Genomic DNA, 26,312 nt, shown 5'->3' on the forward strand with positions numbered 1-26,312 from the left:
AAGCGCGGATGCGCCAATCACTCGAATTTTGTTTCAGCTGCGGCCTTCTCGGCCTTTGCTGCAACAGGACGTTCCGGTTCTTCTACCGGGAAGAAGGTGTAGGACAAAGTGATTTCCTTCACGTGTTTCAGCTCAGGATCCTTGTCCATTTCCGGGTCGACGAAGAAAACGACCGGCATCTGAACAGTCTCGCCGCTTTCCAGCGCCTGCTCGGTAAAGCAGAAGCATTGCAGCTTGTTGAAATAGGCTCCGGCCGTCGGCGGCGACACGTTGAAAGTCGACGTGCCGACGGTCCTGCCGGAACCCGTGTTGGTTGCCACATATTCCAGTTGAGCGGTTTCGCCCATCTGGAGCGTGACCGAACGCTGCACCGGTTTGAATTTCCAGGGCAGCTCGTGATTGACGTTGCCGTCGAAGCGCACGGTGATCTTGCGGTCGATGATCACGTCGCTTTCAGCCGTGGCAACCTGCGTGGTGCCACCAAACCCGGTGACACGGCAGAAAAGATTGTAGAGCGGCACGGCGGCATAGGCCGCCCCGACCATGAACATGAACACGCCAGCGCAAACCACCGCGACCTTGCGGTTGCTGCGTGACAGGTTTGAAGTGTCTTGTCCGTTGCTCACACGATCTCCCTCAAAGCGCCCGGTCCAGGATACCGGGGCCCAGTTTGACGATGGTCACGACATAGAACAGCACGACGAGGCCGCCGAGCACGCAGGCGATTGCAATCGACCGCGACCGGCGCTTCTTCTTCTGCTCTTCGGTGAGCGCAATGCCCTGCTCTTCCTTGGCCATCACGTCACACTCCTGCAATCAGGCTCTCGCCCAGAAGCAGGGCAAACAGCATGAACAGGTAAAAGATTGAAAACTTGAACAGACGCCAGCACGCGGCCTTCGCCGGATCGCCCTCGCGCTTGCGCCAGACGTCAAAGGAAAGGCCGACGAAGATGGCACTCAGAAGAGCGGATGCAATGCCGTAGACGGGGCTTGCAAAGCCAAGCAGGTAAGGCGCGACACCGATGGGTGCGAGCAGGATGGCATAAGCCAGAATATGATGCCGTGTCACGGTCTCGCCGGCAACAACTGGCAGCATCGGGATCTTGGCGGCCTGATAGTCGCCGTTCTTGACCAGTGCCAGCGCCCAGAAGTGCGGCGGTGTCCACATGAAGATGATCAGGAAGAGCACGAAGCTTTCCAGGCTTACGCTTCCGGTAACGGCAGCCCAGCCGATCATCGGAGGAAACGCCCCGGCTGCGCCGCCGATAACAATGTTCTGCGGCGTCGAACGCTTCAGCCACATCGTATAGACGATCACGTAAAAGAAGATGGTGAAGGCCAGGAATGCACCGGCAAACCAGTTGACCAGAAGGCCGAGCAGCACAACCGAACCGATGGACAGCGTCACACCGAAGGCAAGCGCTTCCTCACGCGTGACCTTGCCGGCCGGGATCGGCCGCTTGCGGGTGCGCGTCATGACTTCGTCGATGTCGGCGTCGTACCACATGTTGAGCGCGCCGGAAGCGCCCGCTCCGATGGCAATGCACAGGATCGCGACAACGCCCAGCACTGGATGCACGGAGCCTGGTGCCAGCATCAGGCCGACAAAAGCGGTGAAGATGACCAGAGACATCACACGCGGCTTCAGGAGCGCCACATAGTCGCTCACCGATCCCATGCCGCCGTCCCAGACAGCGGTTTCCTGGCTCATCATATCCTGGCGCTCAACGAGCGACATAGGCGCGTCCTTTGAATTCTTGTTTTCTTCCGCGATCCAGGGATCGCGCATCCGGGTGCACATGGCCCGGCAGATTTCTTTAAAGGGAGCACCGCGCCGGCAACCGGCGCGGTGCTGATCTTGACCGGGAGGCGAACCTCCCGCCGCGAATTACTTGATGCGCGGCAGGGTCTCGAACTGGTGGAACGGCGGAGGAGAAGACAGGGTCCACTCCAGGGTCGTTGCACCTTCGCCCCACGGGTTGTTGCCGACAACGCGCTTCTTGGAGAACGCTTCGACGATGCCGAAGAGGAACACCAGAACCGCAAAGGCCGAGATGTAGGAGCCGATGGAGGAAACGAAGTTCCAGCCGGCAAACGCATCCGGGTAGTCGACATAGCGGCGCGGCATGCCGTTCAGGCCCAGGAAGTGCTGCGGGAAGAACACCAGGTTCACGCCCACGAAGGTGATCCAGAAATGGGCCTTGCCGATCGTCTCGTTGTACATGTAGCCGAACATTTTCGGGAACCAGTAGTACCAGGCCGCGAAGATGGCGAACACGGCGCCGAGAGACAGCACGTAGTGGAAGTGAGCAACCACGAAGTAAGTGTCGTGGAACGCACGGTCGAGACCGGCGTTGGCGAGCTGCACACCTGTCACACCGCCGACGGTGAACAGGAAGATGAAGCCGATTGCCCAGACCATAGGTGTGCGGAACTCGATGGAACCACCCCACATGGTCGCGATCCACGAGAAGATCTTCACGCCGGTCGGAACCGCGATCACCATGGTGGCGGCCACGAAGTAGGCCTGCGTCTCGGAGGACATGCCGACGGTGTACATGTGGTGCGCCCACACGATGAAGCCGACGACGCCAATGGCGACCATGGCGTAGGCCATGCCGAGGTAACCGAAGATCGGCTTGCGCGAGAAGGTGGAAATGATGTGGCTGATGATGCCGAAGCCCGGCAGGATCAGGATGTACACTTCCGGATGACCGAAGAACCAGAACAGGTGCTGGAACAGGATCGGGTCACCGCCACCGGCAGGCGCAAAGAACGTGGTGCCGAAGTTACGGTCGGTCAAAAGCATGGTGATGGCACCAGCCAGAACCGGCAGGGACAGCAGCAGCAGGAACGCGGTGATCAGCACGGACCAGGCAAACAGCGGCATCTTGTGCAGGGTCATGCCCGGCGCACGCATGTTGAAGATGGTCGTGATGAAGTTGATGGCACCGAGGATCGAGGAAGCACCAGCAATGTGCAGGGCCAGGATCGCCAGATCCATCGCCGGTCCGGGCTGACCGGACGTGGACAGCGGCGGATAGATGGTCCAGCCGCCACCGACACCGTTGGAGCCCGGAGGACCTTCAACGAAGAGGGAGAGAAGCAGGAGCAGGAAGGCCGGCGGAAGCAGCCAGAAGGAGATGTTGTTCATCCGCGGGAACGCCATGTCCGGCGCACCGATCATGATCGGCACGAAGTAGTTGGCGTAGCCGCCGATCATGGCCGGCATGACCATGAAGAAGATCATGATCAGACCATGTGCGGTGGTGAACACGTTGAACAGGTGCGGATCACCGAAGATCTGCATCCCCGGTTCCTGAAGTTCCATCCGCATGCCGACGCTGAGCGCGCCGCCAACGATACCTGCCATGATAGCGAACATCAGGTACATGATACCGATGTCCTTGTGGTTGGTCGAATAGACCCAGCGGCGCCATCCGGTCGGATGGCCATGTGCCGCATGTGCTTCGGTCGCAGCCATTTTGGGCTCCCTCTTTCAGACTTTCTCAGCGGCGCTGCATGTCATCGCGCGCATCGCCAAACAGGATCGCCGCCACATTATTTCGCGGCGACAGAGATCTCTTCCAGCTTGCCTGCGGCAGCCACTTTCTTCGCATCGGCGATCGATGCCAGGAGCTGCTGGTTGGCAGTGTCCAGATCGTCCTGGGCGGCAGTTGACCAGGTCTGGAACTGATCCTTGGAAACCACCCGGATTGCGATCGGCATGAAGGCATGGTCCTTGCCGCAAAGCTCGGAACACTGACCGTAGTAGACGCCTTCCTCGCGAGCGTGGAACCAGGTTTCGTTCAAACGGCCCGGGATGGCGTCGATCTTAACGCCGAAGGACGGCATCGCGAAGGCGTGGATAACATCTTCGGAGGTCACCTGGACGCGAACAGTGGTGTCGACCGGAATGACGAGATCGTAGTCAACGGACAGAAGGCGCGGAACTTCGTTCAGCGTCACGCCGCGAGCGTCTGCAACAGCCTGGCGCTCGTCGTCCTTGACCATGATGGAGTCGAAGGAGAGCTCACCCATGTTCTCATCGGTGTACTCATAGCCCCAGTACCACTGGTACCCGGTCGCCTTGATGGTCATCTCGTATTCGGGAATGTCCAGCTGCTTGTAAAGCAGGCGGAAAGACGGGATCGCGATCACGACCAGAATCAGGATCGGAGCAACCGTCCAGACCACTTCGATCATGGTGTTGTGCGATGTCCTGGACGGAACCGGGTTCTTTTTCGCGCTGAAGCGGGTCATGCAGACGATCAGCAGCGCAAGCACGAACAGCGTGATTACGGTGATGATCACCAGGGTGAACCCGTTGAACCAGGTAATGTCGTCCATTACATCGGTGACAGAGGCCTGAAAGCCCAACTGCCATTCCTTGATGCCGGATTCCGCTGCCAGGGCCGCTGTCGACACTCCAGCAAAAGTTGCCGCCGCACCGGCCATAGTCATGAGACGCTTGAAGACTGCCTTCACGTCCGCGCTCCCTTCCCTCATCCGCCTGAAATGGCGGAAAATGCTAAATTTCCGGACTCAGATCCGGTCCAATCCGGTGCGGCAGTAGCGGGCTTGGCGGCGCTGCGCAAGCCAAATCTGCTGCGTCCTGGAGTTGGACAAGGTCATGAGTTTGACCGGACTATAACCACAAACTCATATAAAGGGCGATGGCTACCATCGGGCATAGCGGCGATGTGCCGCATCATTCCACCGACACCTTTGAGCCGCACAAAAACCACAAGAAACGCCGGGCTGCAACGGAATTTCCAACTTTTCACAGCCACCTGAAGCTCTCTGCCATTTGACACGGGTCAAGGACATGCGAATTTTCGACAAGAATTGCGGCTAATCCTTAGGTTCCTGAACCGCCGGACTGGAAACGTGCGCCGTCATGCGGCAATGTCTGGCCTAGAATTACACCTTGATTCGCCAAGCAGGCCGCATCTTTTTATGCCGGGCCGACCAAAAGCGAACCGGACAACGATTGACTGGAGGATTTCTTGTCAACCCAATTGCCGCAGTCACTGGCTGCCCGCCCTAATGGACGTTCCAGACTGTCTTTTTCCAAACTCGCGGCCGTTGCCGGGATCGTCTTCAGTTCGTTGACTTACGGAAATCTGCCCGCCGCGGCACAAGGCGAGGTCCGCTCGACTCACGGCGACTGGCAAATGCGCTGCGACACGCCTCCCGGTTCCACCGGTGACCAGTGCGCGCTGATCCAGAACGTCACTGCGGCCGACCGGGAAAACGTCGGGCTTTCCGTGATCATTCTGAAAACCGCCGACAAGCAGGCCCGCATTCTCAGGGTTCTCGCACCGCTCGGCGTGTTGCTGCCGTCTGGTCTTGGCCTCAGGGTCGACAACGCCGATATCGGCCGGGCCGGTTTCGTCCGCTGTCTTCCGAACGGCTGCATTGCCGAGGTCATTCTCGAAGAAGATCTGCTGAGCAAATTGCAGGCCGGCTCTCAGGCGACCTTCATCATCTTCCAGACCCCGGAAGAAGGGATCGGCATCCCGATTTCTCTGAATGGGTTCTCTGCAGGCTTCGACGCCCTGCCCTGACGCGGAAACGCAAGCAACCAAACGAAAGGCGCCCATTCGGCGCCTTTTTTGTTTCCGAAATCCTGGTGATGAGCCTTGCCGCCTATTCCGCGGCTGGCGCGTCAGGAGCGTTCGCCTCCATCGACCGGCGCGGCGTTACCTTGTGCAGCTTGTCGGCGCCGGCAAACATGCCCTCACGCAGTTGCTGGGCAAGCCGCTCCTCGTCCCGGTCGCGAACGTCTTCCTCGATCTGGTCGATTCGGTCGAGGGGAGTTCCCAGTGCCTCGAGTGCCGCCCGGCCGAAGACGACGCTTGATTCGAAGGTTTCACGAATCTGGAAATCGACGCCCCGTTTGGTGAGATCCAGCATATGCGCGCGGTCCGTCGCCCGGCAGAAGATCAGCGCCTCGGGGAAGCCTTCTCGAACGAGGTCGATGGCCTTGCCCATCACCTTGTCGTTCTCGATACACATGGCAACCAATGTTGCCTTGCCCGCCCCAGCCGCCGCCAAAACGTCTGCCCGCGTCGCATCGCCGTAATAGACCTTGTAGCCCTGCTTGCGGGCGTAAGCGATACGGTCCGGCCGGTTGTCGATGGCGGTGATCTCAAGACCTTCGGATGTCAGGAACTGGGCCACCACCATGCCGAAGCGGCCGAAGCCGATCACCAGCACGGTCGGAGTTGCCTCCTCGAATGTCTCGATCGACGGGTTTTCAACACCCCGTGCCTTGACCCTGGCCGCCAGCCGGTCCAGCCCAAGGCAGGCAACCGGCGTCAGCAACATGGTCAAGACCACAATCGCGTTCAGCTGGTTGACGGCCTGATAGCTCAACAGGCGTTCGCCGACAGCGGCGGTGAACAGGACAAAGGCAAATTCACCACCTTGAGGCAGCGTGACGGCAATGCGCAATGCATCGGAATTCGGCGAGCCGGTGCCCCGTGACAGAGCCCAAAGGAATATGCCCTTCACACCCATCACACAGATGACGCCGATTGCGAGGATTTCCCAGTGGGTCATCACCAGGTAGACATCAAGCGACATGCCGACGGCGACAAAGAACAGGCCCATGAGCAAAGACCGGAAGGGCTCGATGTCGGCTTCAAGCGTATGGCGAAAACTCGATTCGGCCAGCAGAACACCTGCCAGGAACGCCCCGAGCGCCATCGACAGGCCGACCGCATGCATGATGCCGGCACTGCCAAGAGCGACGAGGAGAGCGGCTGTCAGCATGACCTCGCGCGCGCGGCTTGCCGCCAGCAGCAGGAAAATCGGCGACACCAGATATCGGCCAGTCAGGACTACGGCAGCCACCGCCGCCAGAACGATCAGGATCTCGCTCGCGATCTGCGTATAGGTGGACGGCCCTTCCCCGGGCGCCAGGATGGCGACCATCGCAAGCAGTGGCACGATGGCGATATCCTGAAGCAACAGGATGCCGAACGCCCGCTGGCCGTAGGCTGAGGAAAGTTGTCCGCGTTCCTGCAGGATCTGCAGCGCGAACGCGGTGGAAGAAAGCGCCAGGCCGAAGCCAGCAACCAGAGAGGTGGTGAAGGAATATCCAAACAGCCGCCCTATGGCGTAGAAGGTCACACCGGTCAGAAGCACCTGGGCCGTTCCAAGGCCGAAGATGTCACGCTTCATCCGCCAGAGTTTTCGCGGGTCCAGCTCCAGACCGATGACAAACAGCAGCAGGACGACGCCAAGTTCGGCGACATGAAGCACGTCCTCGCCCGAGCCGAGAAGCTTTAGGCCGTGCGGGCCTATAACGGCTCCGGCAGCGAGATAACCGACCACCGATCCAAGCCCCAGCCTTTTGGCGATCGGAACGGCGACGACCGTCGCGGCCAGAAACACGATCGATTCGGCAAAAAACGGAGGGGCTCCTTCTGCTGCCATTCCTTCTCCTTAACCGCATGGTCCCGACACGTCGCCTTCTTGTTTCATGCGACTTCGGCTCACTTCAACGATATCAGAGAATACGCCCTATCCTTTAATCAAATCCAGCGACTGCAGCAAAAAAGTGCTTTATTTTCAATCAAAGGACAGCCCCACGCGCCGAGAACCGCACAAGCTGATTGCACGTTGGATATTTGCTGCGTAGCGTTGCAGATGTCCGGTGAAAAAGTCTGGCAGGCAACGTCCAGTCCAAAGGCTGGCTATCTATCCCTGTACTCCAAGACGGAGCTCTTGCACCGCATGTCCGATCTGTTTGCCTCAATCGATGCCGCAGGCCTTGCCTGCGGGTTTCTGCCGCTGTCTCAGATGATGGAAATCCTGGACGGAAATCATGTTCTGGATCCCTTTTCCACGCTGGTTTCCGCAGGCGTATCGGCGGGCAGGAACAACATCTTTTATCCGGGCGTCACGCTGAAGGCCTCATCCGGAGCGGAGATCCGGCTGGGCGACGACAACATTGTGCACTCCGGCAGCCATTTCGAAGCGTCGAACGGCAATATTCTGATCGGTAGCAAGAACCAGTTCGGCGAAGGCGGATTTACCGCCAAGGCCAACAGGCCCGGCGCGGAAATCCGGATCGGCAGCCATGGCCGGTTCCTCAACAACCCGGCCCTGTTCGGCAGATGCATGCTGGGAGACGGCAGTCAGATCCTCGGCAATATCACGGTCGACAGTTGTACGCTGTCGGACGGAGGTTCCTTTCAGGAAGATGATCCGGACATGAGAGGCGGTCTGCTGAAAGGAAGCGGCGTTGCCAGGAACCTGAGCGTGGCACGCGGCATGGTGATAGCCGGAAACGGGACTTTCAGTTCGGAAGACCTGCTGCCTCAAAGGCACTTTCACCCAAAGCCCTGACTGAAACACACTGATCGCGCAAACCTGCGTTCCGGATCAGATCAGCCGGCAAGTCCTCAGGAACGTTCCAAGGCCATCCGCAGTCACATAGTGATGGCCCTTCAACCCGGCGTTCTGCGCCCCTACTATGTTTTCCGCTCGGTCATCGACAAACGCACTTTCCTCGGGACCATAGCCGTAGCGGCCGCAGATGCGCTCAAAGACCAGCGGATCAGGCTTGCGGGCTCCAAACTCAGCCGAGACATGGGCTTTCTCACCGAAAATTTCGACCGTTTCCGGCGCGCAGATGGGCAAGGCATCCTTCAAGAGCATGCCGTTGTTGGTCAGCAGCGCAATGTCTGCGGTCGCCTTCAGGCGGCGGACAAGCGACAAGACATCCCGGCGCGGGCGCATCATCTGCCGGCGCACATCCGCCCAGGTTTCGAAGTCGATCGGAAACTCGAGCAGTCTTGCAAATTGCTCCAGATAGGCATCGGCCGTTGCAGGATCTCCCGCCTCGGCTGCATTCTCGTGAGGACCGCCCCAGACCGAGCAATCAATATCGGCCGCAGGCCTTCCTGTCAGCTCTTCAAGCAACTTCAAGCGGATCTGGTGGTCGTAGTCGTAGAGCACCAGATCCATATCGAAGATGACGAATTTTATGTCCGGCATAGGTCCTTCCAGGCGGCCTTGTCAGACCGCCGTCCCGCCTATGGTCATGGCATTGATGCGCATGGACGGTTGGCCGACACCAACCGGCACGCCCTGCCCCTGCTTGCCGCAGGTGCCCATGCCGGGATCGAGCTTCATGTCGTTCCCGATCATGGAAACGCGGGTCAGCGCGTCCGGTCCGTTACCGATCAGCATTGCGCCTTTCAGCGGCGCGCCAACCTTGCCGTTCTCCACGCGGTAGGCTTCGGTGCAGGAGAACACGAATTTGCCGGAGGTGATGTCGACCTGGCCACCACCGAAAGACACGGCGTAAATGCCGTCCTTGACCGATGCCAGGATCTCGTCCGGATCCTTGTCACCGGCCATCATTACCGTATTGGTCATGCGCGGCATCGGGATGTGGGCGTAGGACTGCCGGCGGCCATTACCGGTCGGCTCCATGCCCATCAGGCGCGCGTTCTGGCGGTCCTGCATGTAGCCCTTCAGGATACCGTCCTCAATCAGTACCGTTCGGCTGGAAGGCGTGCCTTCGTCGTCCACAGTCAGCGAGCCCCGACGATCGGCAATCGTTCCGTCGTCAACGATGGTCACGCCAGGCGAAGCAACGCGCTGGCCCAAGAGACCGGCGAACGCGGACGTTTTCTTGCGGTTGAAGTCGCCTTCCAGTCCGTGGCCGACGGCTTCGTGCAGAAGAATGCCCGGCCAGCCCGGCCCCAGCACGACATCGAAAGTGCCGGCAGGTGCAGGAACCGCTTCCAGATTGACCAGAGCCTGACGCAGTGCCTCGTCGACACCGCCCTGCCAGTTTTCCGTGGTGATGAAACGCTCGAAGCCTTCCCGGCCACCGCAACCGAATGAGCCGCTTTCCTGGCGTTCGTCATTGCCGGCGACGACGGAAATGCTGAGCCGCACCATCGGACGCACATCGCGCACCAGATGACCGTCCGCACGCAGGATCTCGACCACCTGCCAGGAACCCGCCAGAGACGCGGACACCTGCCGCACGCGTGGATCCTTTGCCCGCGCGTAGGCGTCGATTTCCTGCAGCAGCTTGACCTTGTCCTCGAAGCTCGGCCCGCCAAGCGGGTTTGCATCGGTATAAAGCGTCTGGTTGGTGCGCGCAGGCGCTGCCGCGTAGCTACCCGAATACCCCTTCTTGACGGCGCTGACCGCATCGGCCGCCCGTTTCAATGCACCTTCGGAGATATCTCCGGCATGAGCGTAACCGGCAGCTTCACCGGCAACGGCTCTCAGGCCGAAACCTTGTGCGGTGTCGTAGTTGGCCCCTTTCAGGCGCCCGTTGTCGAAGACCAGGCCTTCGCTTTGCCGGTATTCGACAAAAAGCTCGCCATCATCCGCTCCATCAAGTGCGTCCTGAGTGATCCGCCTTGCCGTTTCGAGGCCCAGGCCTGAAGATTCGATAAGATCGGTGGTGGAAAGGGTCATCTGTCTGTCCTGATTTCGCCCGGAGTGTCTGCCGATGCAGGTTGCATTGCCAGACCGGGCAATTTGGTTGTTTCTCTCAACATAGGCGTTTTGGCGCGCAAATCATCCCATAAGCGGAGAATTCCACTTGCCAGTCATGCGGTACCGCGCGCCGGAATGCAGTCGGGGCCGGGTTACCCTGAGCGATTTTGAAACCGATTGTCCCGCAACGGGGAAATGGGCCCCCGGCAAAGCTTTGACTTGCCCTCTCCTGCCAGTCTGCCATAAATGCTATCGAGACTTCCCGATAGACCGACAGCCAAACTGCAGATCATGAACCGCTACGAAAATCCGCGCATCCCCAATGAAGCCCGCGTCCGCTACCTGGATGGCGACTATCAGGTGGAAACACCGGGGACATTCGTGCGCTGTGCGGTGACCGGAACGGCGATCCCGCTGGACGAGCTGAAATACTGGTCTGTCGAACGGCAGGAAGCCTATGTCGATGCCAATGCGTCCATGAAGCGGTATCTGGAAACGCGCTGAGCCGCGTCAGGCGAAGTCAAGCAGCCTCATTTTCCGAACTGACGCCGACGTAGCCGCTCCTTGATGAGTGACGCCAGCCTGTCTTCGTCGTCGATCTCCATTCGCACTTCCAGAACGGCCGCACTGGATGCGATCCAGTGGAACAGCTCTCCCGTCGACGTTTCCAGCCTGGCCATGTCCTTGGACGTCGTCACCAGCTTGAACCCGGCTTCCTCGGCTTCGGTCAGCAGCGCACGCACGTCGGCTTGCGTGTATTGATGGTGATCGGGGAATTCCCGCGTTTTCCTCACGTCGTAGCCAAGCGATTTCAGCGTATCGAAGAATTTCTGCGGTCTGCCGATGCCCGCAAATGCAAAAAGCCTGCTTCCCGCCAGTTCATCGTTCGGCTGTGGCCGCACATGCGCGTGAAGGATCGGCAGCCCCTTGCGTCCAGCCAGATGCACAGCTTCCTCTGCCGCATCCCCCTCGCCTACCAGGACCAGGCAATCGGCCTTCACGATCTGCTTGGCCGCAGGTGCCCGCAAGGGACCGGCAGGCAGACACTTGCCATTGCCGAACCCCACGCTGCAATCGACCAGCACCAGGCTGAGATCCTTGGCCAGCGCCGGGTTCTGAAATCCGTCATCCATCAGAAGGACATCAATGGGCTGCTGTTCGGCAAGCCGTGCCCCCGACGGCCTGTCGGCCGCAATCACGGTTGGACCGTACCGGGCCAGCAACAAGGCCTCGTCACCGACAACATCGGCGTCGTGCATGCTGGCATCGACAAGGAGCGGCCCTTTGGCCTTGCCGCCGTAACCGCGCAGCAGGAAACCGGGCCGCAAGCCTTCTTCCTGCAATCTGTAGGACAGTTCGATGGCAAAGGGCGTCTTTCCGGTTCCGCCGACGACGAAATTGCCGACGCAGATTACAGGCAACCGGCTTTTCGCTTTCGGCTTCTTCAACATGCGGCGGCCTGAGACCAGTCCGTAAATCCAGCCTGCCGGCGACAGCAGCCAACTTGCCAGTGTCTGTCCCGGCTTCCACCAGAAGTCGGGCGCCGACTTCATGCGCGGCCCCGCGGCAGCGGATCGCCAGTCGCCGGACCTGCTTTTCCCAACATGGGTTGCAACACTTTCAGGGTTTCGGCCAAGGCACCGCGCCCGGCCTCGACCAGGGCTCTTGCTCTTTCCGCCTGCGCCCGGGCAGCGTCAGCATCGCGCAAAAGACTGCCAACACAATCTGCCAGGTTCTCCGGCAACTCCGCTTTCAGCGAAGCCCGCCGGCTCCAGAAGTCCTTGTAGACGGCTCGGGCGTTCGCAACACGCGGGCCAGTGACCAACGCGGAGCCCGACAATGCAGCTTCCACCGGGTTATGACCGCCCGCATCGTTGAATGAACCACCCAAAAACGTCACCGGTGCCAATCTGTAAAAAAGTCCCATCTCGCCCAGTGTATCACCGAGATAGACATCTGTGTCCGTTTCAATTGCCTGATCCAGACTTCGACGCGCCGCACGCAGGCCACGGCTATCGATCATGGCCGCAATATCATCTGTCCGAACGGGATGTCGCGGCACCAGGACCAGCAGGAGACCGGGAAATTCCTCGGTGAGACGGCCAAAGGCCTCGAGTACAATTTCGTCTTCGCCCGGATGCGTCAGGGCGGCCAGCCAGACCGGACGCGCTCCTGTCTGCGCCAACAGGGCGGTTGCCTGGCCTTCGTCCACGGCCGGGTCCGGTGCATCGAATTTCAGATTGCCGGGCGTTGAAACATTGCGGCAGCCCAACAGACGGAACCGCTCGCCATCGGCGGCGCTTTGCGCCAGAACCATATCCAGACACCGAAACAGATATCCGGAAATACGCGGAAAGCGCGCCCAGCTTCGATACGACCGGTCCGACAGGCGGCCGTTGAGAAGTACGAAGGGCGTTTGCCGTGAACGCATTTCATCGAAAAGGCACGGCCAGATTTCGGACTCGACCACCATCGCCAGGTCCGGGGACCAGTGGTCGAGAAATCGGCAGATCGGCCCGGGCGCATCGAATGGCATGAACTGGTGGATCGCCCCTTCCGGCAAGCGGCCCTGTGCCAGCTGTGCCGCCGTCACGGTGACAGTGGTCAGGAGCACCTTGTTGCCGGACCCCGTCAGTTCATCAACCAGCGGCAGCACGGATACGGTTTCACCGACACTGGCCGCGTGGATCCAGACAAGCTTGCCTGCTGGCCGGCTTGTTGCGCTCCGTCCGAAACGTTCCCCCTTGCGGGCCGGCAATTCCTTGCCGGAGTGGCTGCGCAGCCAGAAAAGCAGATTGAACAGAGGCGTCAGGGCCCGTGCAAGGCCCCTGTAGAGACTGAAGACAAGGGGTCGCCGGTCAGCCATCCGCCCTTCCGACCAGCTCGTAAGCACGTTTCGTTGCGGCGTTGAGCCCCTCTTCCACCTTGAGGCGATATTCCTCAAGCGTGTCGTCGTCCGCATCGGCGGGAACCCAGATGAGATCACTCACCGCGATGCTGCCCCGGCCGAACGGCAGGTTGACGCTGGCCTTGTCCCAACTGTTCAGCTCGATGCTGCGGCTGGTTGCCACCGCCACAGGCAGGACGGGACGGCCCGAATGCTTGGCAAGCTGAACGATGCCAACGCCAGACTTGCGGGCCGGACCTTTGGGCACATCCGCCGTCATGGCGATGGAATAGCCTTCCTTGAGCGCACGAAGCGCCTCGATGAAACCTCGCATGCCGCCGCGCTTTTTTATCTGGCGTGCGTTCTTGCCGCCGGAGGCACGGATCAGGCCGAGGCCGAGCTTGCGGGCCGCGATCGCGTTTACCTCGCCATCGGCAGACCGGGAAATCATCACCTTGGCGGGCCAGTGAGCCGGCTTGGCGAAGGGCACCATGAAGTGCTGGCCGTGCCACATGGCCACGATAACCGGGAGATCCTGTTCGGAACGTTCGTGCACGCCCTCCGGATCGATCACGAACCGGTTGGTACGGTAGACCAGTTTCAGGTAAACGGCCATCAAAGTGCCGATGCTGGCCAGAACCCAGGGCTGACGGCCGAGGCGTTTTATCATTTGGTGTTGTCGCCTGAGAGAGCTGCGCTGCCTTAAGAAGCCGTTTCCGGATCGAGCAAGCGGTGCATGTGGACGATGAAGTAACGCATATGAGCGTTGTCTACCGTCGCCTGTGCCTTGGATTTCCAGGCTTTGTAGGCTTCGGCATAATTCGGGTAGATTCCGACGATATCCAGTTCGTCCAGATCGCGGAACGTCAGCCCTTCCGGTGATTCCAGCTCGCCGCCGAACACAAGATGAAGGAGCTGCTTCGGAGTATCGGTATTACTCATCAATATCCTCGCTTTCGTCGCTGCAACCGGTCTGTTACCTGATCAGGTCGTCGAGCGCGTCGCGCACAGGCCCGATCAGCGCAACAGGAGCTGCGATCAGGGCCGGGTGGCCGGTCTTGGCGCGGTTGTAGATCAGGTTCCGACCCGACAGGTCGGTCAATACACCGCCCGCTTCCTGCACCAAAAGATCCGCCGCCGCAAGATCCCAATCGCTCGGCCCGCCCCGTGCGGCCCCGACATCGACCCTTCCTGCTGCAACGATCGCCAGCCGATAAGCCAGGGAGCGCAGGATTTCCGTACCGACAAAACCTGCAGCGACAACGTCCTGATTGGCAACAATGGAATGCGGTCCGGTCAAGGTTGCACCGGAAAGGCCGGTGCGATCTGACACCGCCAGTCGTGCCCCATTGAGCCAGGCTCCGCCGCCTGTACGGGCCAGGAACATCTCGTCCCGGCGCGGGCAAAAGACCGAAGCTGCAACGGGCCGACCGGCCTCGACCACGGCAATCGCCACCGTCCATTCGTCCCCACCCGCCAGAAAAGCCCGCGTGCCGTCAATCGGATCGACAATGAAGACACGCTCGTGGTTGAGACGGCTGCGGTCGTCGGCGGTTTCCTCCGAAAGCCAGCCGTAGTCCGGCCGCGCAGACCGCAGGTAGTCCGCGAGAAAACGGTCTACCGCGAGATCTGCCTCGGAAACCGGCGACATGCCCGCCTTGCCCTTGTACCAGGTCTCCGGATCCTGACCGAAGAAACCCAGTGCAATATCGCCCGCCTGGCGCGCAGCCAACTCCAGCAGGCGCAGGTCCGCGTCCCTTCCGGCTTCATCCAGCCCGATTTCGCTTCGTCCGGTGTCGTTCAGGCCCTTGTCAGCTTCCGGCAAGGGCCATTCCTTCAATCATGACCGAGGGAGTGGCTGCCGAATAACGGTTGTCGAGGTCGCTGCCGGGCACGAGCCGTGCAAACATGTCCTTCAGATTGCTTGCAATGGTGATTTCACTGACGGCTTCTACGATCTGGCCGTTTTCGAACCAGAACCCGGCTGCCCCGCGCGAATAGTCACCGGTGAGGCCGTTTACGCCGTGACCGATCAGGTCGGTCACCAGCAGGCCCTGCCCGGCTTCCGCCATCAATTCTTCCAGCGATTTTTCGCCAGGCATCAATGTGACGTTCGTTGCGCCAGGCGACGTGCCGCTGCCACTGCGGTGCGCCCGGCCATTGGGCGTCAAACCCAGTTCGCGTGCGGAAGCACCGTCCAGAAACCAGTGTCGCAGGACACCGTCTTCGATGACATCGAGACGTTCCGCCCGGGTCCCTTCCCCGTCGAAGGGACGTGTTGCGGCACCCCGGCGTTTGAACGGGTCGTCAACCACCTGGATGCCAGGTGCGAACACGGCCTCGCCCATCCGGTCTTTCAGGAAGCTGGTCTTGCGCGCAATTGCGGCCCCGTTGATTGCCCCGACAAGGTGCCCCAGAATGCTGCGGGCAGCGCGTGATTCATAAATGACGTTCGCGGTGCGGGTCGAAAGCTTGTTCGGGTTGAGACGGCGCACAGCTCTTTCACCGGCCCTGCGTCCGATCTCCGCCGGTGCTTCCAGGTCTTCATAATAGGTACGGCTGTCGAAATCGTAATCCCGCTCCATGCCGGTCCCTTCCCCTGCGACGGCTGTCATGGACATGCCATAGCGGGACGACATATAGGACCCCTGGAACCCATGGCTGGTCGCCAGAACGACACCGGCAAGACGCCAGGAGGCTCCCGCACCGCCGGATTTGGTGACGCCTTCGACTTCCAGACCGGCAGCTTCCGCTTCCAGCGCAATCTGCGTCAGGTCCTCGGCAGTCATTTCCTTTGTGTCCAGAAGCTCGAGTTCCGGAAACTCCTTCACGAGAAGATCCTGATCGGCAAGACCGGCATAGGGATCTTCCGGCGCGACCTTGGCCATGGCGACGGCACGTTCAGCCAGGCTTGCCGGATCATCGAGACGGTTGGCTGAGACAGCAGCAGTGCGCTTGCCGACAAACACCCTCAAGGTGACGTCGTCGCCTTCGGCGCGCTCTGTTTCTTCCACCTTGCCTTCGCGAACATCGACCGAAAGCGAGACACCGGTAACCGCAATCGCGTCGCAGGCGTCAGCTCCGGCCTTGCGGGCTGCTTCCACCAGACGGGCTGCCCGGGATTGCAATTCGCTTTGATCAATCAGTTCCGACATCGTGTCCGCTCTTTCGTCTTCTGGTTCGGCAGTTGTTTACGCCCCGCACGGCTGCGCTGCAACTGTCGGGGCCTTTTGCGGGCAATCCGGTCGTGCCGGCTGCCTTCCAGAGCCATGGTTTTCCCCTGATAGGTGGGAAATGGGATTTTGAGCCGGTTCCGGCAAGAGGTTGCAATGCCGCAGCGCCTCATCCGATTTTCGTAATGATGACCGCAAGATAGGCGGGATCGGGACAGGGCGGAAAATTCATTCAAGGGTTGTATCAAGTCGAATCTGCCACATGACTGAACAAGGTGTTACCTGTCTGATTACATTCCAGTAACCCTCTTATAAATCAGACTTTTTTAACTCTGTATCTTAAGTGGTTCACGACTTTTCTTCAGTAGATTGAATGCATCGAGAGACCAAAAATGGTCCGACCTAAAGGTCCGGTGGAGAGTCATTTGAGACGTCAAACAGAAATACAGGAAATGGTAGCAACCGGGGTCGGCGCCCAAACGATGCCGCATCCCGGTTGCCTGCCGGCCCACTTCGAGCAACGCCTTGAAAACCGGCCGGGTACCCCTTCCCTGCCAGCCGAAATTTTCCTGGATCGCGACAGGGCGGTCATCAAGCGGCGGGTTGCCGGTGTTCCGGTGACGGTGGTGGTGCCCGCTCAAGGTTTCGATGGTGTCATGGTCCGGATCGTTCCGGGCGCGGTGCCGGGCGAAATCGTGGCGGCGCTGATCCTGAAACATCCCGATAGCGCGCTGTCGATCACCCTGGCCGAAACCGAGAAATCCGACGACCTTGCGGTCCTGTGGAGCCGGTGGGCCCAGGTGTTCAACCTGCCTATGCTGGTGTGTGACCTCGGCGGCAAGGTAAAGCCGATCGAAGCCTACAGCGCCGTTCCGGCTTCAAAACCTGCGCCCCGGCGCAAGCTGCGCCTATTGACCGGCCGCCGTCCGCGCTTCCTGAACCGCCGTCTTCCCGGCCGGCAGGAACCTTCGGCAACCGTTCATGCCAATGAGCGTGAGATCATCGCCCGCACCTGAGCGTGCACACGACAGTCTTCAAAAAAAACCCCGCTGAGCGGGGCTTTTTTCGTTAGAGCGCACCGATAAGGGCATCGGCGAAGAAACCGAAGAACAGGATCCAGCCATAGGTCCCGTTGGATCGGAACAGTTGCAAGCACTGATCGCCGTCATCGATATCCAGTACGACGATCTGCCACCCCAGGTGAATGACGCCAGCCAGGATACCGATAAAAGCGGCCGGACCGGCATCGGCAAAGATCGCAGCCAGAAAGAACAGCGCGGTTGCGCAGCTGTAGAGCAGGATGAGAGCCGGCTTGGTGTGCTCATCGAAGAGGCGGGCCGTCGACTTCACACCGACAAGCGCATCGTCCTCCTTGTCCTGATGGGCGTAGATCGTGTCGTAGCCGATCGTCCAGCAGATGCCGCCGATATAGAGAAACACCGGTGACCAGGACAGGGACCCAAAGGCGGCCGCCCAGCCCATGAGCGCCCCCCAGGAAAAGGCGAACCCCAGAAACAGCTGCGGCCAGTTGGTGATGCGCTTCATGAACGGGTAGACCGCTACCGGCAGCAGCGAGGCGATGCCCAGCCAGATCGTGTAGGTGTTGAACTGCAGCAGCACCGCAAGGCCGATGAGGGCTTGGACCACCAGAAAGATCTTTGCCTGAAGTCTGGACACCTGCCCCGCCGGGATGGGCCGGGAGCGGGTCCGCTCGACCTTGGAATCGATGTCGACGTCGACGAGGTCGTTGTAGGTGCAGCCTGCACCGCGCATGGCAACCGCACCGATGAAAAACAGAACCATGTGCCAGGGGTCCGGCCAAGCCTTGCCACCGGCGACCGCCGCCAATGCCGCCGACCAGAAACAGGGCCACAGCAACAGCCACCAACCGATCGGACGTTCCCAGCGGGCAAGGCGCGCGTAGGGGCGCAGGCCAGCCGGCAGCCGCGTGTCCACCCAGTGCTGCTTGACCGCATCTGCAACCGGCCCCGTGTCGTTCGTGGAAAACACTTTCGATCCGTCCATTTCTCGATTATCCGGCGGAAACGCTCCTGCTTTCCGCCCTTCTCAGGTTCTTTTAGCGATTTTCAGCAGGAAATTCATCCCGCAAGAGGTCACAGGGGCGCTATCGTGAAACTCAGAGTTGGGCAAGGTGCCATGGTCTGACGACCCAACCCCGGTCAGCCCTCGGTTTCCTCTTCGCGCTTGCCACACCTGGCTGACAAGCGTTCCGGCCTTTTCCTGGGCGCGGAAACCACCTCTCCCGCCGCGTCACAAGTTGGGCTGTGACCGGCAGAAATGCGCCGTTGCACGCGCCGCCAATTGCGGTATGCCGCCCTCCGTGTTAGGGGACGGCCCTCTTGCTTCAACCTTCACGAAGAGACTGCCCGTTTATGAAACTTCTCCTGATCGGATCCGGCGGCCGCGAACACGCGCTCGCCTGGGCGCTGGCAAAATCTCCCAAGCTGACCAAGCTCTATGCGGCGCCCGGCAATGCCGGGATTGCCGAGGTGGCCGAGCTTTGCAATCTGGACACCGCGGATCATCAGGCAGTCATCGGTTTCTGTCGCGAACATGCCATCGATCTTGTGGTCGTCGGCCCCGAGGCACCGCTTGTGGCTGGCCTTGTCGATGATCTGGAAGCGGCCGGGATCAAGGCTTTCGGTCCGTCCAGGGCAGCAGCACAACTGGAGGGCTCCAAGGCCTTCACCAAGGGCGTGTGCGACGAAGCAGATATTCCGACCGCCGGATACGGCCGCTTTGATACGGCAGATGCCGCGCTCGCCTATGTCCGGGAAAAAGGTGCACCGATTGTCGTGAAGGCGGACGGGCTTGCAGCCGGCAAGGGTGTCGTGGTCGCCATGACCCTGAAAGACGCCGAAGAGGCGGTAACGGCCTGTTTCGAAGGCTCGTTCGGGGCTGCAGGTGCGGAAGTCGTCATCGAGGAATTCCTGGAAGGCGAGGAAGCGAGCTTCTTCGTGTTGTCCGACGGCACCAACGCACTGCCGCTTGCCACCGCCCAGGACCACAAACGCGCCTATGATGGTGACGAAGGCCCGAATACCGGCGGCATGGGCGCTTACTCGCCCGCTCCCGTCCTGACAGATGCACTGATTGCCGAGGTGATGCGTACCATCATCGAGCCGACCATCGCGACACTGGCCAAACGTGGCACCCCTTTCAAGGGCGTTCTCTATGCGGGTCTGATGATCGGCAAGAACGGCCCGAAGCTGATCGAATACAATACCCGCTTCGGTGATCCGGAATGCCAGGTCCTGATGATGCGCCTCAAGAGCGACCTGCTGGAGCTGCTGCTTGCAAGCGTCGAAGGCCGGCTGGACCAGACAACGGCAGACTGGCGCGACGAAGCCGCACTGACGGTCGTCATGGCCGCCAAGGGTTACCCGGGCAGCTACGACAAGGGCGCGGAAATCCGTGGTCTCGATACACCAGCAACGGATGACGTTGCCGTCTTTCACGCAGGCACCAAACGCGATGGCACGCAGATCCTGGCAAATGGCGGACGCGTTTTGAACGTGACGGCGGTCGGCACCACCGTTCGCGAGGCACAGCAACGGGCCTACGAGCGGATCCGCGACATCGACTGGCCGGAAGGCTTCTGCCGAACCGACATCGGCTGGCGAGCCATCGCCCGGGAAAGCTGAGGCCGAGCCAAGCGAAAAACCGGCAATCGTGGCATTTCCGGTTTCCGGGACTTGGCAGGCGCTTGAAAGCAAAGGTAATCTTCTCCCCGGTGCGGGCTGGGGAGACAGACGTGAAAAACGACCTGCCGGATCTGTTTCCGGGGTTTGACAGCATCACTGTAGAAGCCAACGATGTGCGGCTGTTCTGCCGGATCGGCGGGTCCGGCCCACCGTTGCTTTTGCTGCACGGCTACCCGCAATCTCATGTCTGCTGGCACAAGGTGGCCCCGCAGCTTGCCGAACACTTCACGCTCGTCCTGCCCGACCTGCCAGGGTATGGCCGTTCGTCCGTGCCGCCGCTATCACACGATCACGCGGCCTATTCCAAACGAAGCATGGCCTCGGCCATGGTCGAGCTCATGAAGGTGCTCGGCCACTCGACGTTCTTTCTGGCTGGCCATGACCGTGGCGGCCGGGTGGCTTACCGCCTTGCCCTCGATCACCCGCAAGCCCTTCTGAAGGTCGCCGTTCTCGACATCCTTCCGACATGTGACTATTGGGACCGGATGGACAGGCTGTTCGGCCTCAAGATCTATCACTGGATGTTTCTGGCCCAGGCTGCGCCTTTCCCGGAAAAAACTATTTCTGCCGCACCGATACGATTTCTCGATCACACGCTGGCCAGCTGGACTGCAGCCAAGACCCTGTCGTGCTTTTCCAAGGAAGCCATGGCGCATAACCGTGACTGGTTTTGCGAACCAGACCGGGTATCGGCAACCTGCGAGGACTACCGCGCAGGTGCAACGATCGACTACGACCACGACCGGGCGGATCTGGATGAGGAAAGAAAGATCCTTGTTCCCCTTCTTGCACTTTGGGGAAGCAAAGGTATCGCCACCAGCGTGGACGATCCGCTTGAAGTCTGGCGTGGCTGGTCAAGGACCGCTGTCGGCGCCGCGCTTCCCGGTGGGCACTTCCTGCCCGAAGAAGCCCCGGAAGAGACGGTCACTGCCCTCCTCGAGTTCTTCGCAAGCACGTCAGGCAGTTGATGGCACCGCGCCATACGACTTGCTTGCCAAGTTGAGGCTGGCTCGCGTCAATCGGCTGGGTCGAACGGAGACGCTTGGGCGGCGACATCACCTCAACTGGTGACGCTCAAAGGTGATCGTCTGATTTAGATCAAACTATTTTGCTGCATCGCCAATCATCAGGCTCAGCGCAAATACATTTGATCTTGAGACTGGAAGATTTCCTCTCGGATGAATTCTATTCTTAATAAGCCTTAAGGAACACATTCAATACAATTTAACCAATACAGCCTATTGAGAAAATTGGCAGTGATGGTTTGCATAACTTCGCCGTGCCCGGTGACAATAACAAACAGCGGACTGTCCTTGCCGATCAAAGAGGAGCTACGGCTGCTCGGGGGAACGGGTGCAACGCGTGGGCAAGCAAGAGTTTTGGCAAGACAAGGACTTGCGCGACGAGAAATCGCGCACATTTGCGCGCGCGCGAAGTCCGAGTGCCATTCTTGACCAGATCCTGGCGCGGTGGTGCAAGGACGAAACCCGTTTCGAAAAACCCCTTCGCGTCGTTTTTCTGTCGTTTCTTTGCCTGACAGTTGCCGTCCTGACGCTCCAGAACGTGGTGACGGAATATCGTACGCTGAGCGAGCCGCAGGACCTGATCGTCCGGACGACTGAACGTCTTTTGATGCATCAAAGGGCGTTGGGCGAACAAACGCTCGATCAGGCAGTCAGTGTCGTCAGCGCCGACACGGATCTGCAGACAGCCATCCGCAAGAAAGACACTGCCAACATCAAGGCCGTTGCCGACAGGGTCTTTGCCGGAAAAGCTGCCGATCTGAATATTGCGGAATTGACCATCTATTCCGCCGACCAGCAGATCGTCTATCGCGCGCAAAGCAATGCCACTCCGGCGCAGGATGCCGCCAGCTTCGAGACCGAACTGAATTCCAACCGTTTTCGCGAAGTCGATGCTATCGAACTCGGCCGCAACAACGAGTTCATCGTCAGCGTGCTGAAACCCTGGCTCGTTGAGGGAACCCGGATCGGGTATCTGAAACTCGCGATCAATATCGAACAATCGCTCGCGCTAGCCAGTTCCGCGGTCAATGCCCAGATCGTCAAGGCCTGCGAAGTCGCTGAAGCAGATGATTCCAGCACGGTTCACTACAAGGTGCTGGGCAATCTGACGCCGACCGGCTTCGACTTCAGCAAGATCGCCTCCAACGGCCACTTCGCCGGCTTCAACAGCTTCTTCCTCCAGAACAGCAAGGTGTTCATGGTTCGCGATCTGCCAATTATGGTCGTAACTCCGAACAACGACGTGAAGCTTCTGCTGGTAAAGGACATCACGGACAACATCTGGGACTTTGCCAAGGGGACGTTGCTTTCTCTGATGGCAGGCATCGGTCTGGCGCTGCTCGCCTGGACGGTGGTCTTCCGTCTACTGTCCCGTCTTCAGTCCTCCGTGCAGCTGACGCGTTCGCGCCTTGAGGCAGAAGTTCTGGACAATACCCTGAAGCTGGAAAGCAGCACGCTTCAACTTATCGAAGCCCAGCGGATTGCGCATGTGGGCAGCTGGGAACGCGATATCGCTTCAAACGAAATCCTGGGCTCGGAAGAATACTACCGGGTCATGAAGATCCCGCCGAACCTTCCGGCAAACGAGATCCAAGCCTATCTCTTTGATCGTATTCCCGGTGACGACCGGAAGAAAACCCTGGACGCAGTCAACGCAGCAGTGAAATCCTGCGGTGAATTCGACACCGAACACCCGCTGGTGCATGACGACGGCACAATCCAGTACCTGCACGTTCGCGGGTATGTGCTTGCCGGTCGGGACGGCAAGGCATCCAAGGTGATCGGAACCGTTCACGACATCACCGACCGATGCCTGGCAGAACGCAGGAACCATCTGCTGGCCAATATTCTGGAATCCTCGCTCAACGAGATCTACATCCTCGACGCGGAAACCTTCCAGATCGAATATGCCAACCGCTGCGCCCTGGCCAATCTCGGCTACACGATCGAAGAGCTGAAATCCCAGAAAATCGGCGATATCGATCCCGTTTACGACCCGAACACGGTCCGGCGCCACGTCGCGCCCCTCCTGAAAGGACATCGGGACAACCTGTCGGTCGAAAGCGTTCACCGGCGCAAGGACGGCACGGAATATCCGGTCGATCTCAGGGTACAGCTTCTCCGCGATCAGGACCGCGACCTGTTCGTGGCCATTGCCAATGATGTTTCCGAACGGGTGCAGCGGGAAAACGAAACCCGCGAAGCCAAGGTCCGGGCGGAGCGCCTGGCCTATTTCGACCCCCTGACCAAACTGTCCAACCGCGCCGGCTGCCAGCGCGATGCCAAGGAGCGTTTCGCCCGGAGCGAGAAGCCGGCGTTCCTGGTTCACGTCGACATGGACGGTTTCAAGCGGGTCAACGATACGCTCGGCCATCTTGCTGGCGATCATTGCCTGGAAGAGACGGGCCGCCGGCTGCGCGAAGTCTGCCGTGGGCTGGGCACGGCCTATCGCTGGGGCGGCGACGAGTTCGTCATTCTGGCGGAAAGCGGAACGTCGGATCCCAACGAGTTGTGCGAACGGGCGCGCCGGATCATGCGGATGCCGATGGAGTTCAACGGCAACAGGTTCTGGCCGACCGTCAGCATGGGACTGGCACTGTGCCCGGAGGACAGTGACAACTTCGACACGCTTCTGGTCAATGCCGATCTCGCGCTTTACCAGTCCAAGGAAAACGGCAAGGACCGGTATACTTTCTTCCGTCCGGATATGCGCACAGACAGCGAAACGGAAGCACAGATCGAGCTTGAACTGAAGGACGCGGTCAAGAACGACCAGTTCTTCCTCGTGTTCCAGCCGCAGGTCAACCTGCGCACTCAGGCCGTCACCGGCATCGAAGCGCTGGTACGCTGGCGACACCCCGAACGCGGCACGGTTTCGCCCGGAGACTTTCTGCCGGTCGTGGAAAAATCCGGTCTGGCGCCGATCCTGGGTGAGATTGTCATCGACAAGGCTTTTGCCGCTGCCCGGCACTGGATCGACCAGGGCCTCGATTTTGGCCGCATCTCCGTGAACATCTCGCCATCACACCTGTCGTCCGGGCTGCTGCTCGAGCACTTCAAGGCCGCGATGGAAAAGCACAATGTCGGACCGGAGCGGATCACCGCCGAAGTTCTGGAATCGGTGTTCCTGAACGACAACCGGTCAGGTCACCTGGCTGCGCTGCGGCAACTCTTCGAGCTCGGCGTTCATATCGAGCTGGATGATTTCGGCACTGGCTATGCGTCCCTCTCCCATGTCTCGGACTTACCGATAAACGGGCTGAAGATCGACCGCTCCTTCACGCGCCAGATGCTTCAGGACCCGAAAAAGGAAGTGATCGTCAACCAGCTCATCCATCTGGCCCGATCGCTCAACATCGGCATCGTCTGCGAAGGCGTTGAAACCGAAGAGCAATACGACCGGCTTCGGATGATGGGCGATTTCTCGATCCAGGGTTACCTGATTGCCCGGCCGATGCCGTTTGATCATGCAACGGACTGGATGTCGGAAGCCGCGGACGATCTATACTTCGTGATCTGAGTTTTTCCGGCACTGAGAGGGTTTTCCTGTTCGCAACTGCCGTTGCAGGCAGTTGCAAGGTTGGCAAGGCGCGCGTCAGCCCCCATGTGCTGGGAGTAACGCTTTCAATGCCGGACCCGCGCCATGCCCTCTACCTCCTCCCCCAGAATCGGTCTCGCCCTTGGCGGCGGTGGTGCGCGCGGCCTCGCCCACATCCCCGTTCTGGAAGCGCTGGATGACCTTGGCATAAAACCTGTCCGGATCAACGGCACGTCCATCGGTGCCCTGATGGGGGCGGCCTATGCCAGTGGTCGCAGTGGCCAGGAAATCCGCGACATTGCGCTGGAGATTTTTGCTGATCGCAACAGTGTGTTGTCGCGCCTGTGGCAGTTGAGACCACGCAAGTTTGCAGATGTGTTCCGTGGCGGCCCGGTGCAGTTCGACCCGCTTCGCGTGCTGGAAGTGTTTGTCTCGGACTATCTGTCCGAAACGTTCGAAGACCTGGACATCCCGCTGCGTATGCTGGCGACGGACTTCTATCGCTGCGAGGAAGTGGATTTTGAAAGTGGCCCCTTGCTGCCTGCCCTGGCCGCCTCGATAGCGATTCCCGCGGTTTTCAGACCCGTGCGCTATGGCGACCGGTTTCTGATCGACGGCGGCGTCGTCAATCCACTGCCTTTCGACGGGCTCAGGGCGAGTTGCGATATCGTCATTGCTGTTGATGTCGTTGGCGCGCCGGTGCCGCGAGACAACAAGGATGACATCAGCATGCTGGATTCCCTGTTCGGCTCTTCCCAGATCCTGATGCAGACCATCACAAAGCAAAAACTGAAATCAGATCAACCGGATATCCTGGTCAGCCCGCCCCATGACTCCATCCGGGTTCTGGACTTCATGAAAGCCGAGAGCATACTGAATAAGGCGGAATCCTTGCGTACAGTTACCAGGGCAAAACTGGAGGAGCTGATAAAAGAAACAATGGAAGTTACTTGATGGCAACATCAGCAGATTTATCCGTATAATTCCTTTTTATTGGACCCGACTTTGCGTTTAACAAATCATTAATCTTACTCCTAAATACTTTTCTCAATCTATTAGGAGAAGGTCAATGCGGCCATCGGGATCAACAGATTTGGAAGCCTGTCCGGTATCGGACGATTTGCTGAAACGGTTGCTGGATGCAACGTTGAACGCGGTTACTGATGTCGGATGCCAGCTGCCGGAACAGCAGCGCGCGGCACTTGCCGTCTACTGCTATCGCCGTGCGCATTTCCGCCGTCTGGGCCTGTCGCTGGCCTCGCTTTGCAGCCAGCAGGCGCTGGTCATGGAGGCCGGGCACGCGGGCGATCTTATCTACCGCCAGGCAAGCAGCGCCGGGTTCATGAGCGAAGGCGACGCGGCCAACCGGACGGCAAAGTCCGGGAAACCGCCGGTCAGTCTTTACGTGGTCTGAAAGTCAATTCCGGGGCTGGTTCTTCCTCCCACCCGCCCCCACCTCAGGCACTGTCTCTTATACACCTCTGA

Annotated in this window: 24 protein-coding genes; 9 read left to right on the plus strand and 15 right to left on the minus strand. The window is 59.8% G+C overall.

What is annotated here, in order from left to right:
• Positions 1-17: 17 nt before the first annotated feature.
• The 5 genes from HEP89_RS02960 to coxB all read right to left on the minus strand — a co-directional run bounded on the left by HEP89_RS02960 (position 18) and on the right by coxB (position 4,464).
• Positions 18-626 (minus strand): cytochrome c oxidase assembly protein, encoded by a 609-nt coding sequence (locus tag HEP89_RS02960; RefSeq protein ID WP_023002020.1) that lies wholly within the window; start codon positions 624-626, stop codon positions 18-20.
• Between the two features lie 10 nt (positions 627-636).
• A complete protein-coding gene (locus tag HEP89_RS02965) occupies positions 637-798 on the minus strand; it encodes a hypothetical protein (RefSeq protein WP_023002021.1) in 162 nt (53 codons plus the stop codon).
• A gap of 4 nt (positions 799-802) precedes the next feature.
• A complete protein-coding gene (locus HEP89_RS02970; RefSeq protein ID WP_031269734.1) occupies positions 803-1,738 on the minus strand; it encodes a heme o synthase in 936 nt (311 codons plus the stop codon).
• 150 nt (positions 1,739-1,888) lie between these two features.
• Entirely contained in the window at positions 1,889-3,484 is a 1,596-nt protein-coding gene (gene ctaD, locus HEP89_RS02975) for a cytochrome c oxidase subunit I (protein WP_062490261.1), read from the minus strand.
• 77 nt (positions 3,485-3,561) lie between these two features.
• Entirely contained in the window at positions 3,562-4,464 is a 903-nt protein-coding gene (gene coxB, locus HEP89_RS02980) for a cytochrome c oxidase subunit II (protein WP_167579626.1), read from the minus strand.
• A gap of 632 nt (positions 4,465-5,096) precedes the next feature.
• Between coxB and HEP89_RS02985 the strand changes: the two genes are divergently transcribed.
• Complete coding sequence (locus HEP89_RS02985) at positions 5,097-5,570, plus strand: invasion associated locus B family protein (RefSeq protein WP_051990219.1); 474 nt, start codon at positions 5,097-5,099, stop codon at positions 5,568-5,570.
• Between the two features lie 82 nt (positions 5,571-5,652).
• On the opposite strand, the gene HEP89_RS02990 is transcribed toward HEP89_RS02985, so the two are convergent.
• Positions 5,653-7,446, minus strand: coding sequence for a monovalent cation:proton antiporter-2 (CPA2) family protein (locus HEP89_RS02990; RefSeq protein WP_077290729.1), 1,794 nt, complete (start codon positions 7,444-7,446; stop codon positions 5,653-5,655).
• Between the two features lie 300 nt (positions 7,447-7,746).
• On the opposite strand from HEP89_RS02990, the gene HEP89_RS02995 reads away from it, so the two are divergent.
• Positions 7,747-8,361: an AraC family transcriptional regulator gene (locus HEP89_RS02995; RefSeq protein WP_168691301.1), complete on the plus strand. Its 615-nt coding sequence runs from the start codon at positions 7,747-7,749 to the stop codon at positions 8,359-8,361.
• Between the two features lie 36 nt (positions 8,362-8,397).
• On the opposite strand, the gene HEP89_RS03000 is transcribed toward HEP89_RS02995, so the two are convergent.
• Both HEP89_RS03000 and tldD read right to left on the minus strand, forming a co-directional pair.
• Entirely contained in the window at positions 8,398-9,012 is a 615-nt protein-coding gene (locus HEP89_RS03000) for an HAD-IA family hydrolase (protein WP_077290730.1), read from the minus strand.
• A gap of 21 nt (positions 9,013-9,033) precedes the next feature.
• Positions 9,034-10,458, minus strand: coding sequence for a metalloprotease TldD (gene tldD / locus HEP89_RS03005; protein ID WP_077290731.1), 1,425 nt, complete (start codon positions 10,456-10,458; stop codon positions 9,034-9,036).
• A gap of 312 nt (positions 10,459-10,770) precedes the next feature.
• On the opposite strand from tldD, the gene HEP89_RS03010 reads away from it, so the two are divergent.
• A complete protein-coding gene (locus HEP89_RS03010; protein WP_023002031.1) occupies positions 10,771-10,983 on the plus strand; it encodes a DUF2093 domain-containing protein in 213 nt (70 codons plus the stop codon).
• A gap of 26 nt (positions 10,984-11,009) precedes the next feature.
• Here HEP89_RS03010 and lpxK read toward each other — a convergent pair whose 3' ends face one another.
• Genes lpxK through HEP89_RS03040 form a run of 6 tightly spaced genes read right to left on the minus strand, consistent with a single transcriptional unit; the run spans position 11,010 to position 16,521 of the window.
• The gene (gene lpxK / locus HEP89_RS03015) at positions 11,010-12,032 is read right to left on the minus strand and encodes a tetraacyldisaccharide 4'-kinase (protein ID WP_077290732.1); all 1,023 of its coding nucleotides are present in this window, start codon (positions 12,030-12,032) and stop codon (positions 11,010-11,012) included.
• Positions 12,029-13,345, minus strand: a complete 1,317-nt coding sequence (locus HEP89_RS03020) for a 3-deoxy-D-manno-octulosonic acid transferase (RefSeq protein ID WP_077290733.1) — start codon at positions 13,343-13,345, stop codon at positions 12,029-12,031. Before HEP89_RS03020 ends, lpxK begins: the two co-directional genes overlap by 4 nt.
• The gene (locus HEP89_RS03025) at positions 13,338-14,036 is read right to left on the minus strand and encodes a lysophospholipid acyltransferase family protein (RefSeq protein ID WP_055657809.1); all 699 of its coding nucleotides are present in this window, start codon (positions 14,034-14,036) and stop codon (positions 13,338-13,340) included. Before HEP89_RS03025 ends, HEP89_RS03020 begins: the two co-directional genes overlap by 8 nt.
• Positions 14,037-14,068: 32 nt before the next feature.
• On the minus strand, positions 14,069-14,308 hold the full coding sequence (locus tag HEP89_RS03030) for a DUF4170 domain-containing protein (RefSeq protein ID WP_023002035.1): 240 nt from the start codon (positions 14,306-14,308) through the stop codon (positions 14,069-14,071).
• A gap of 34 nt (positions 14,309-14,342) precedes the next feature.
• Positions 14,343-15,191 carry a 3'(2'),5'-bisphosphate nucleotidase CysQ gene (locus HEP89_RS03035; RefSeq protein WP_197923128.1) on the minus strand — a complete coding sequence of 283 codons (849 nt, stop codon included), beginning with the start codon at positions 15,189-15,191 and terminating at the stop codon, positions 14,343-14,345.
• Positions 15,178-16,521, minus strand: a complete 1,344-nt coding sequence (locus HEP89_RS03040; protein ID WP_077290734.1) for a TldD/PmbA family protein — start codon at positions 16,519-16,521, stop codon at positions 15,178-15,180. The genes HEP89_RS03035 and HEP89_RS03040 overlap by 14 nt, the downstream gene beginning before the upstream one ends.
• 443 nt (positions 16,522-16,964) lie before the next feature.
• On the opposite strand from HEP89_RS03040, the gene HEP89_RS03045 reads away from it, so the two are divergent.
• Positions 16,965-17,555, plus strand: coding sequence for a DUF6101 family protein (locus HEP89_RS03045; RefSeq protein ID WP_208984425.1), 591 nt, complete (start codon positions 16,965-16,967; stop codon positions 17,553-17,555).
• Positions 17,556-17,607: 52 nt separating this feature from the next.
• Here HEP89_RS03045 and ubiA read toward each other — a convergent pair whose 3' ends face one another.
• A complete protein-coding gene (gene ubiA / locus HEP89_RS03050; RefSeq protein WP_055657806.1) occupies positions 17,608-18,564 on the minus strand; it encodes a 4-hydroxybenzoate octaprenyltransferase in 957 nt (318 codons plus the stop codon).
• Positions 18,565-18,932: 368 nt separating this feature from the next.
• Between ubiA and purD the strand changes: the two genes are divergently transcribed.
• The 5 genes from purD (at position 18,933) to HEP89_RS03075 (ending at position 26,241) form a co-directional block, all read left to right on the plus strand.
• Positions 18,933-20,204, plus strand: coding sequence for a phosphoribosylamine--glycine ligase (gene purD, locus HEP89_RS03055; protein ID WP_168691302.1), 1,272 nt, complete (start codon positions 18,933-18,935; stop codon positions 20,202-20,204).
• 110 nt (positions 20,205-20,314) lie between these two features.
• Entirely contained in the window at positions 20,315-21,232 is a 918-nt protein-coding gene (locus HEP89_RS03060) for an alpha/beta hydrolase (RefSeq protein ID WP_168691303.1), read from the plus strand.
• 427 nt (positions 21,233-21,659) lie between these two features.
• Positions 21,660-24,809: an EAL domain-containing protein gene (locus HEP89_RS03065; protein WP_168691304.1), complete on the plus strand. Its 3,150-nt coding sequence runs from the start codon at positions 21,660-21,662 to the stop codon at positions 24,807-24,809.
• 123 nt (positions 24,810-24,932) lie between these two features.
• Positions 24,933-25,781 carry a patatin-like phospholipase family protein gene (locus HEP89_RS03070; RefSeq protein WP_168691305.1) on the plus strand — a complete coding sequence of 283 codons (849 nt, stop codon included), beginning with the start codon at positions 24,933-24,935 and terminating at the stop codon, positions 25,779-25,781.
• A 115-nt stretch (positions 25,782-25,896) separates the two neighbouring features.
• Positions 25,897-26,241: a hypothetical protein gene (locus HEP89_RS03075; protein ID WP_023002044.1), complete on the plus strand. Its 345-nt coding sequence runs from the start codon at positions 25,897-25,899 to the stop codon at positions 26,239-26,241.
• Positions 26,242-26,312: the final 71 nt, after the last annotated feature.

The sequence above is a fragment of the Labrenzia sp. 5N genome (assembly GCF_012395805.1).
GTDB classification, from domain to species: Bacteria; Pseudomonadota; Alphaproteobacteria; order Rhizobiales; family Stappiaceae; genus Roseibium; species Roseibium algicola.

Coding starts and splice junctions, on each gene's coding strand:
- HEP89_RS03020 (WP_077290733.1), bottom strand. CDS start 13,345: ATGGCTGACCGGCGACCCCTTGTCTTCAGTCTCTACAGGGGCCTTGCA.
- HEP89_RS03030 (WP_023002035.1), bottom strand. CDS start 14,308: ATGAGTAATACCGATACTCCGAAGCAGCTCCTTCATCTTGTGTTCGGC.
- HEP89_RS03075 (WP_023002044.1), top strand. CDS start 25,897: ATGCGGCCATCGGGATCAACAGATTTGGAAGCCTGTCCGGTATCGGAC.
- ctaD (WP_062490261.1), bottom strand. CDS start 3,484: ATGGCTGCGACCGAAGCACATGCGGCACATGGCCATCCGACCGGATGG.
- purD (WP_168691302.1), top strand. CDS start 18,933: ATGAAACTTCTCCTGATCGGATCCGGCGGCCGCGAACACGCGCTCGCC.
- coxB (WP_167579626.1), bottom strand. CDS start 4,464: ATGACTATGGCCGGTGCGGCGGCAACTTTTGCTGGAGTGTCGACAGCG.
- HEP89_RS03070 (WP_168691305.1), top strand. CDS start 24,933: ATGCCCTCTACCTCCTCCCCCAGAATCGGTCTCGCCCTTGGCGGCGGT.
- HEP89_RS03010 (WP_023002031.1), top strand. CDS start 10,771: ATGAACCGCTACGAAAATCCGCGCATCCCCAATGAAGCCCGCGTCCGC.
- HEP89_RS03025 (WP_055657809.1), bottom strand. CDS start 14,036: ATGATAAAACGCCTCGGCCGTCAGCCCTGGGTTCTGGCCAGCATCGGC.
- HEP89_RS03000 (WP_077290730.1), bottom strand. CDS start 9,012: ATGCCGGACATAAAATTCGTCATCTTCGATATGGATCTGGTGCTCTAC.
- ubiA (WP_055657806.1), bottom strand. CDS start 18,564: ATGGACGGATCGAAAGTGTTTTCCACGAACGACACGGGGCCGGTTGCA.
- HEP89_RS02965 (WP_023002021.1), bottom strand. CDS start 798: ATGGCCAAGGAAGAGCAGGGCATTGCGCTCACCGAAGAGCAGAAGAAG.
- HEP89_RS02970 (WP_031269734.1), bottom strand. CDS start 1,738: ATGTCGCTCGTTGAGCGCCAGGATATGATGAGCCAGGAAACCGCTGTC.
- HEP89_RS02990 (WP_077290729.1), bottom strand. CDS start 7,446: ATGGCAGCAGAAGGAGCCCCTCCGTTTTTTGCCGAATCGATCGTGTTT.
- HEP89_RS03040 (WP_077290734.1), bottom strand. CDS start 16,521: ATGTCGGAACTGATTGATCAAAGCGAATTGCAATCCCGGGCAGCCCGT.
- tldD (WP_077290731.1), bottom strand. CDS start 10,458: ATGACCCTTTCCACCACCGATCTTATCGAATCTTCAGGCCTGGGCCTC.
- lpxK (WP_077290732.1), bottom strand. CDS start 12,032: ATGAAGTCGGCGCCCGACTTCTGGTGGAAGCCGGGACAGACACTGGCA.
- HEP89_RS02995 (WP_168691301.1), top strand. CDS start 7,747: ATGTCCGATCTGTTTGCCTCAATCGATGCCGCAGGCCTTGCCTGCGGG.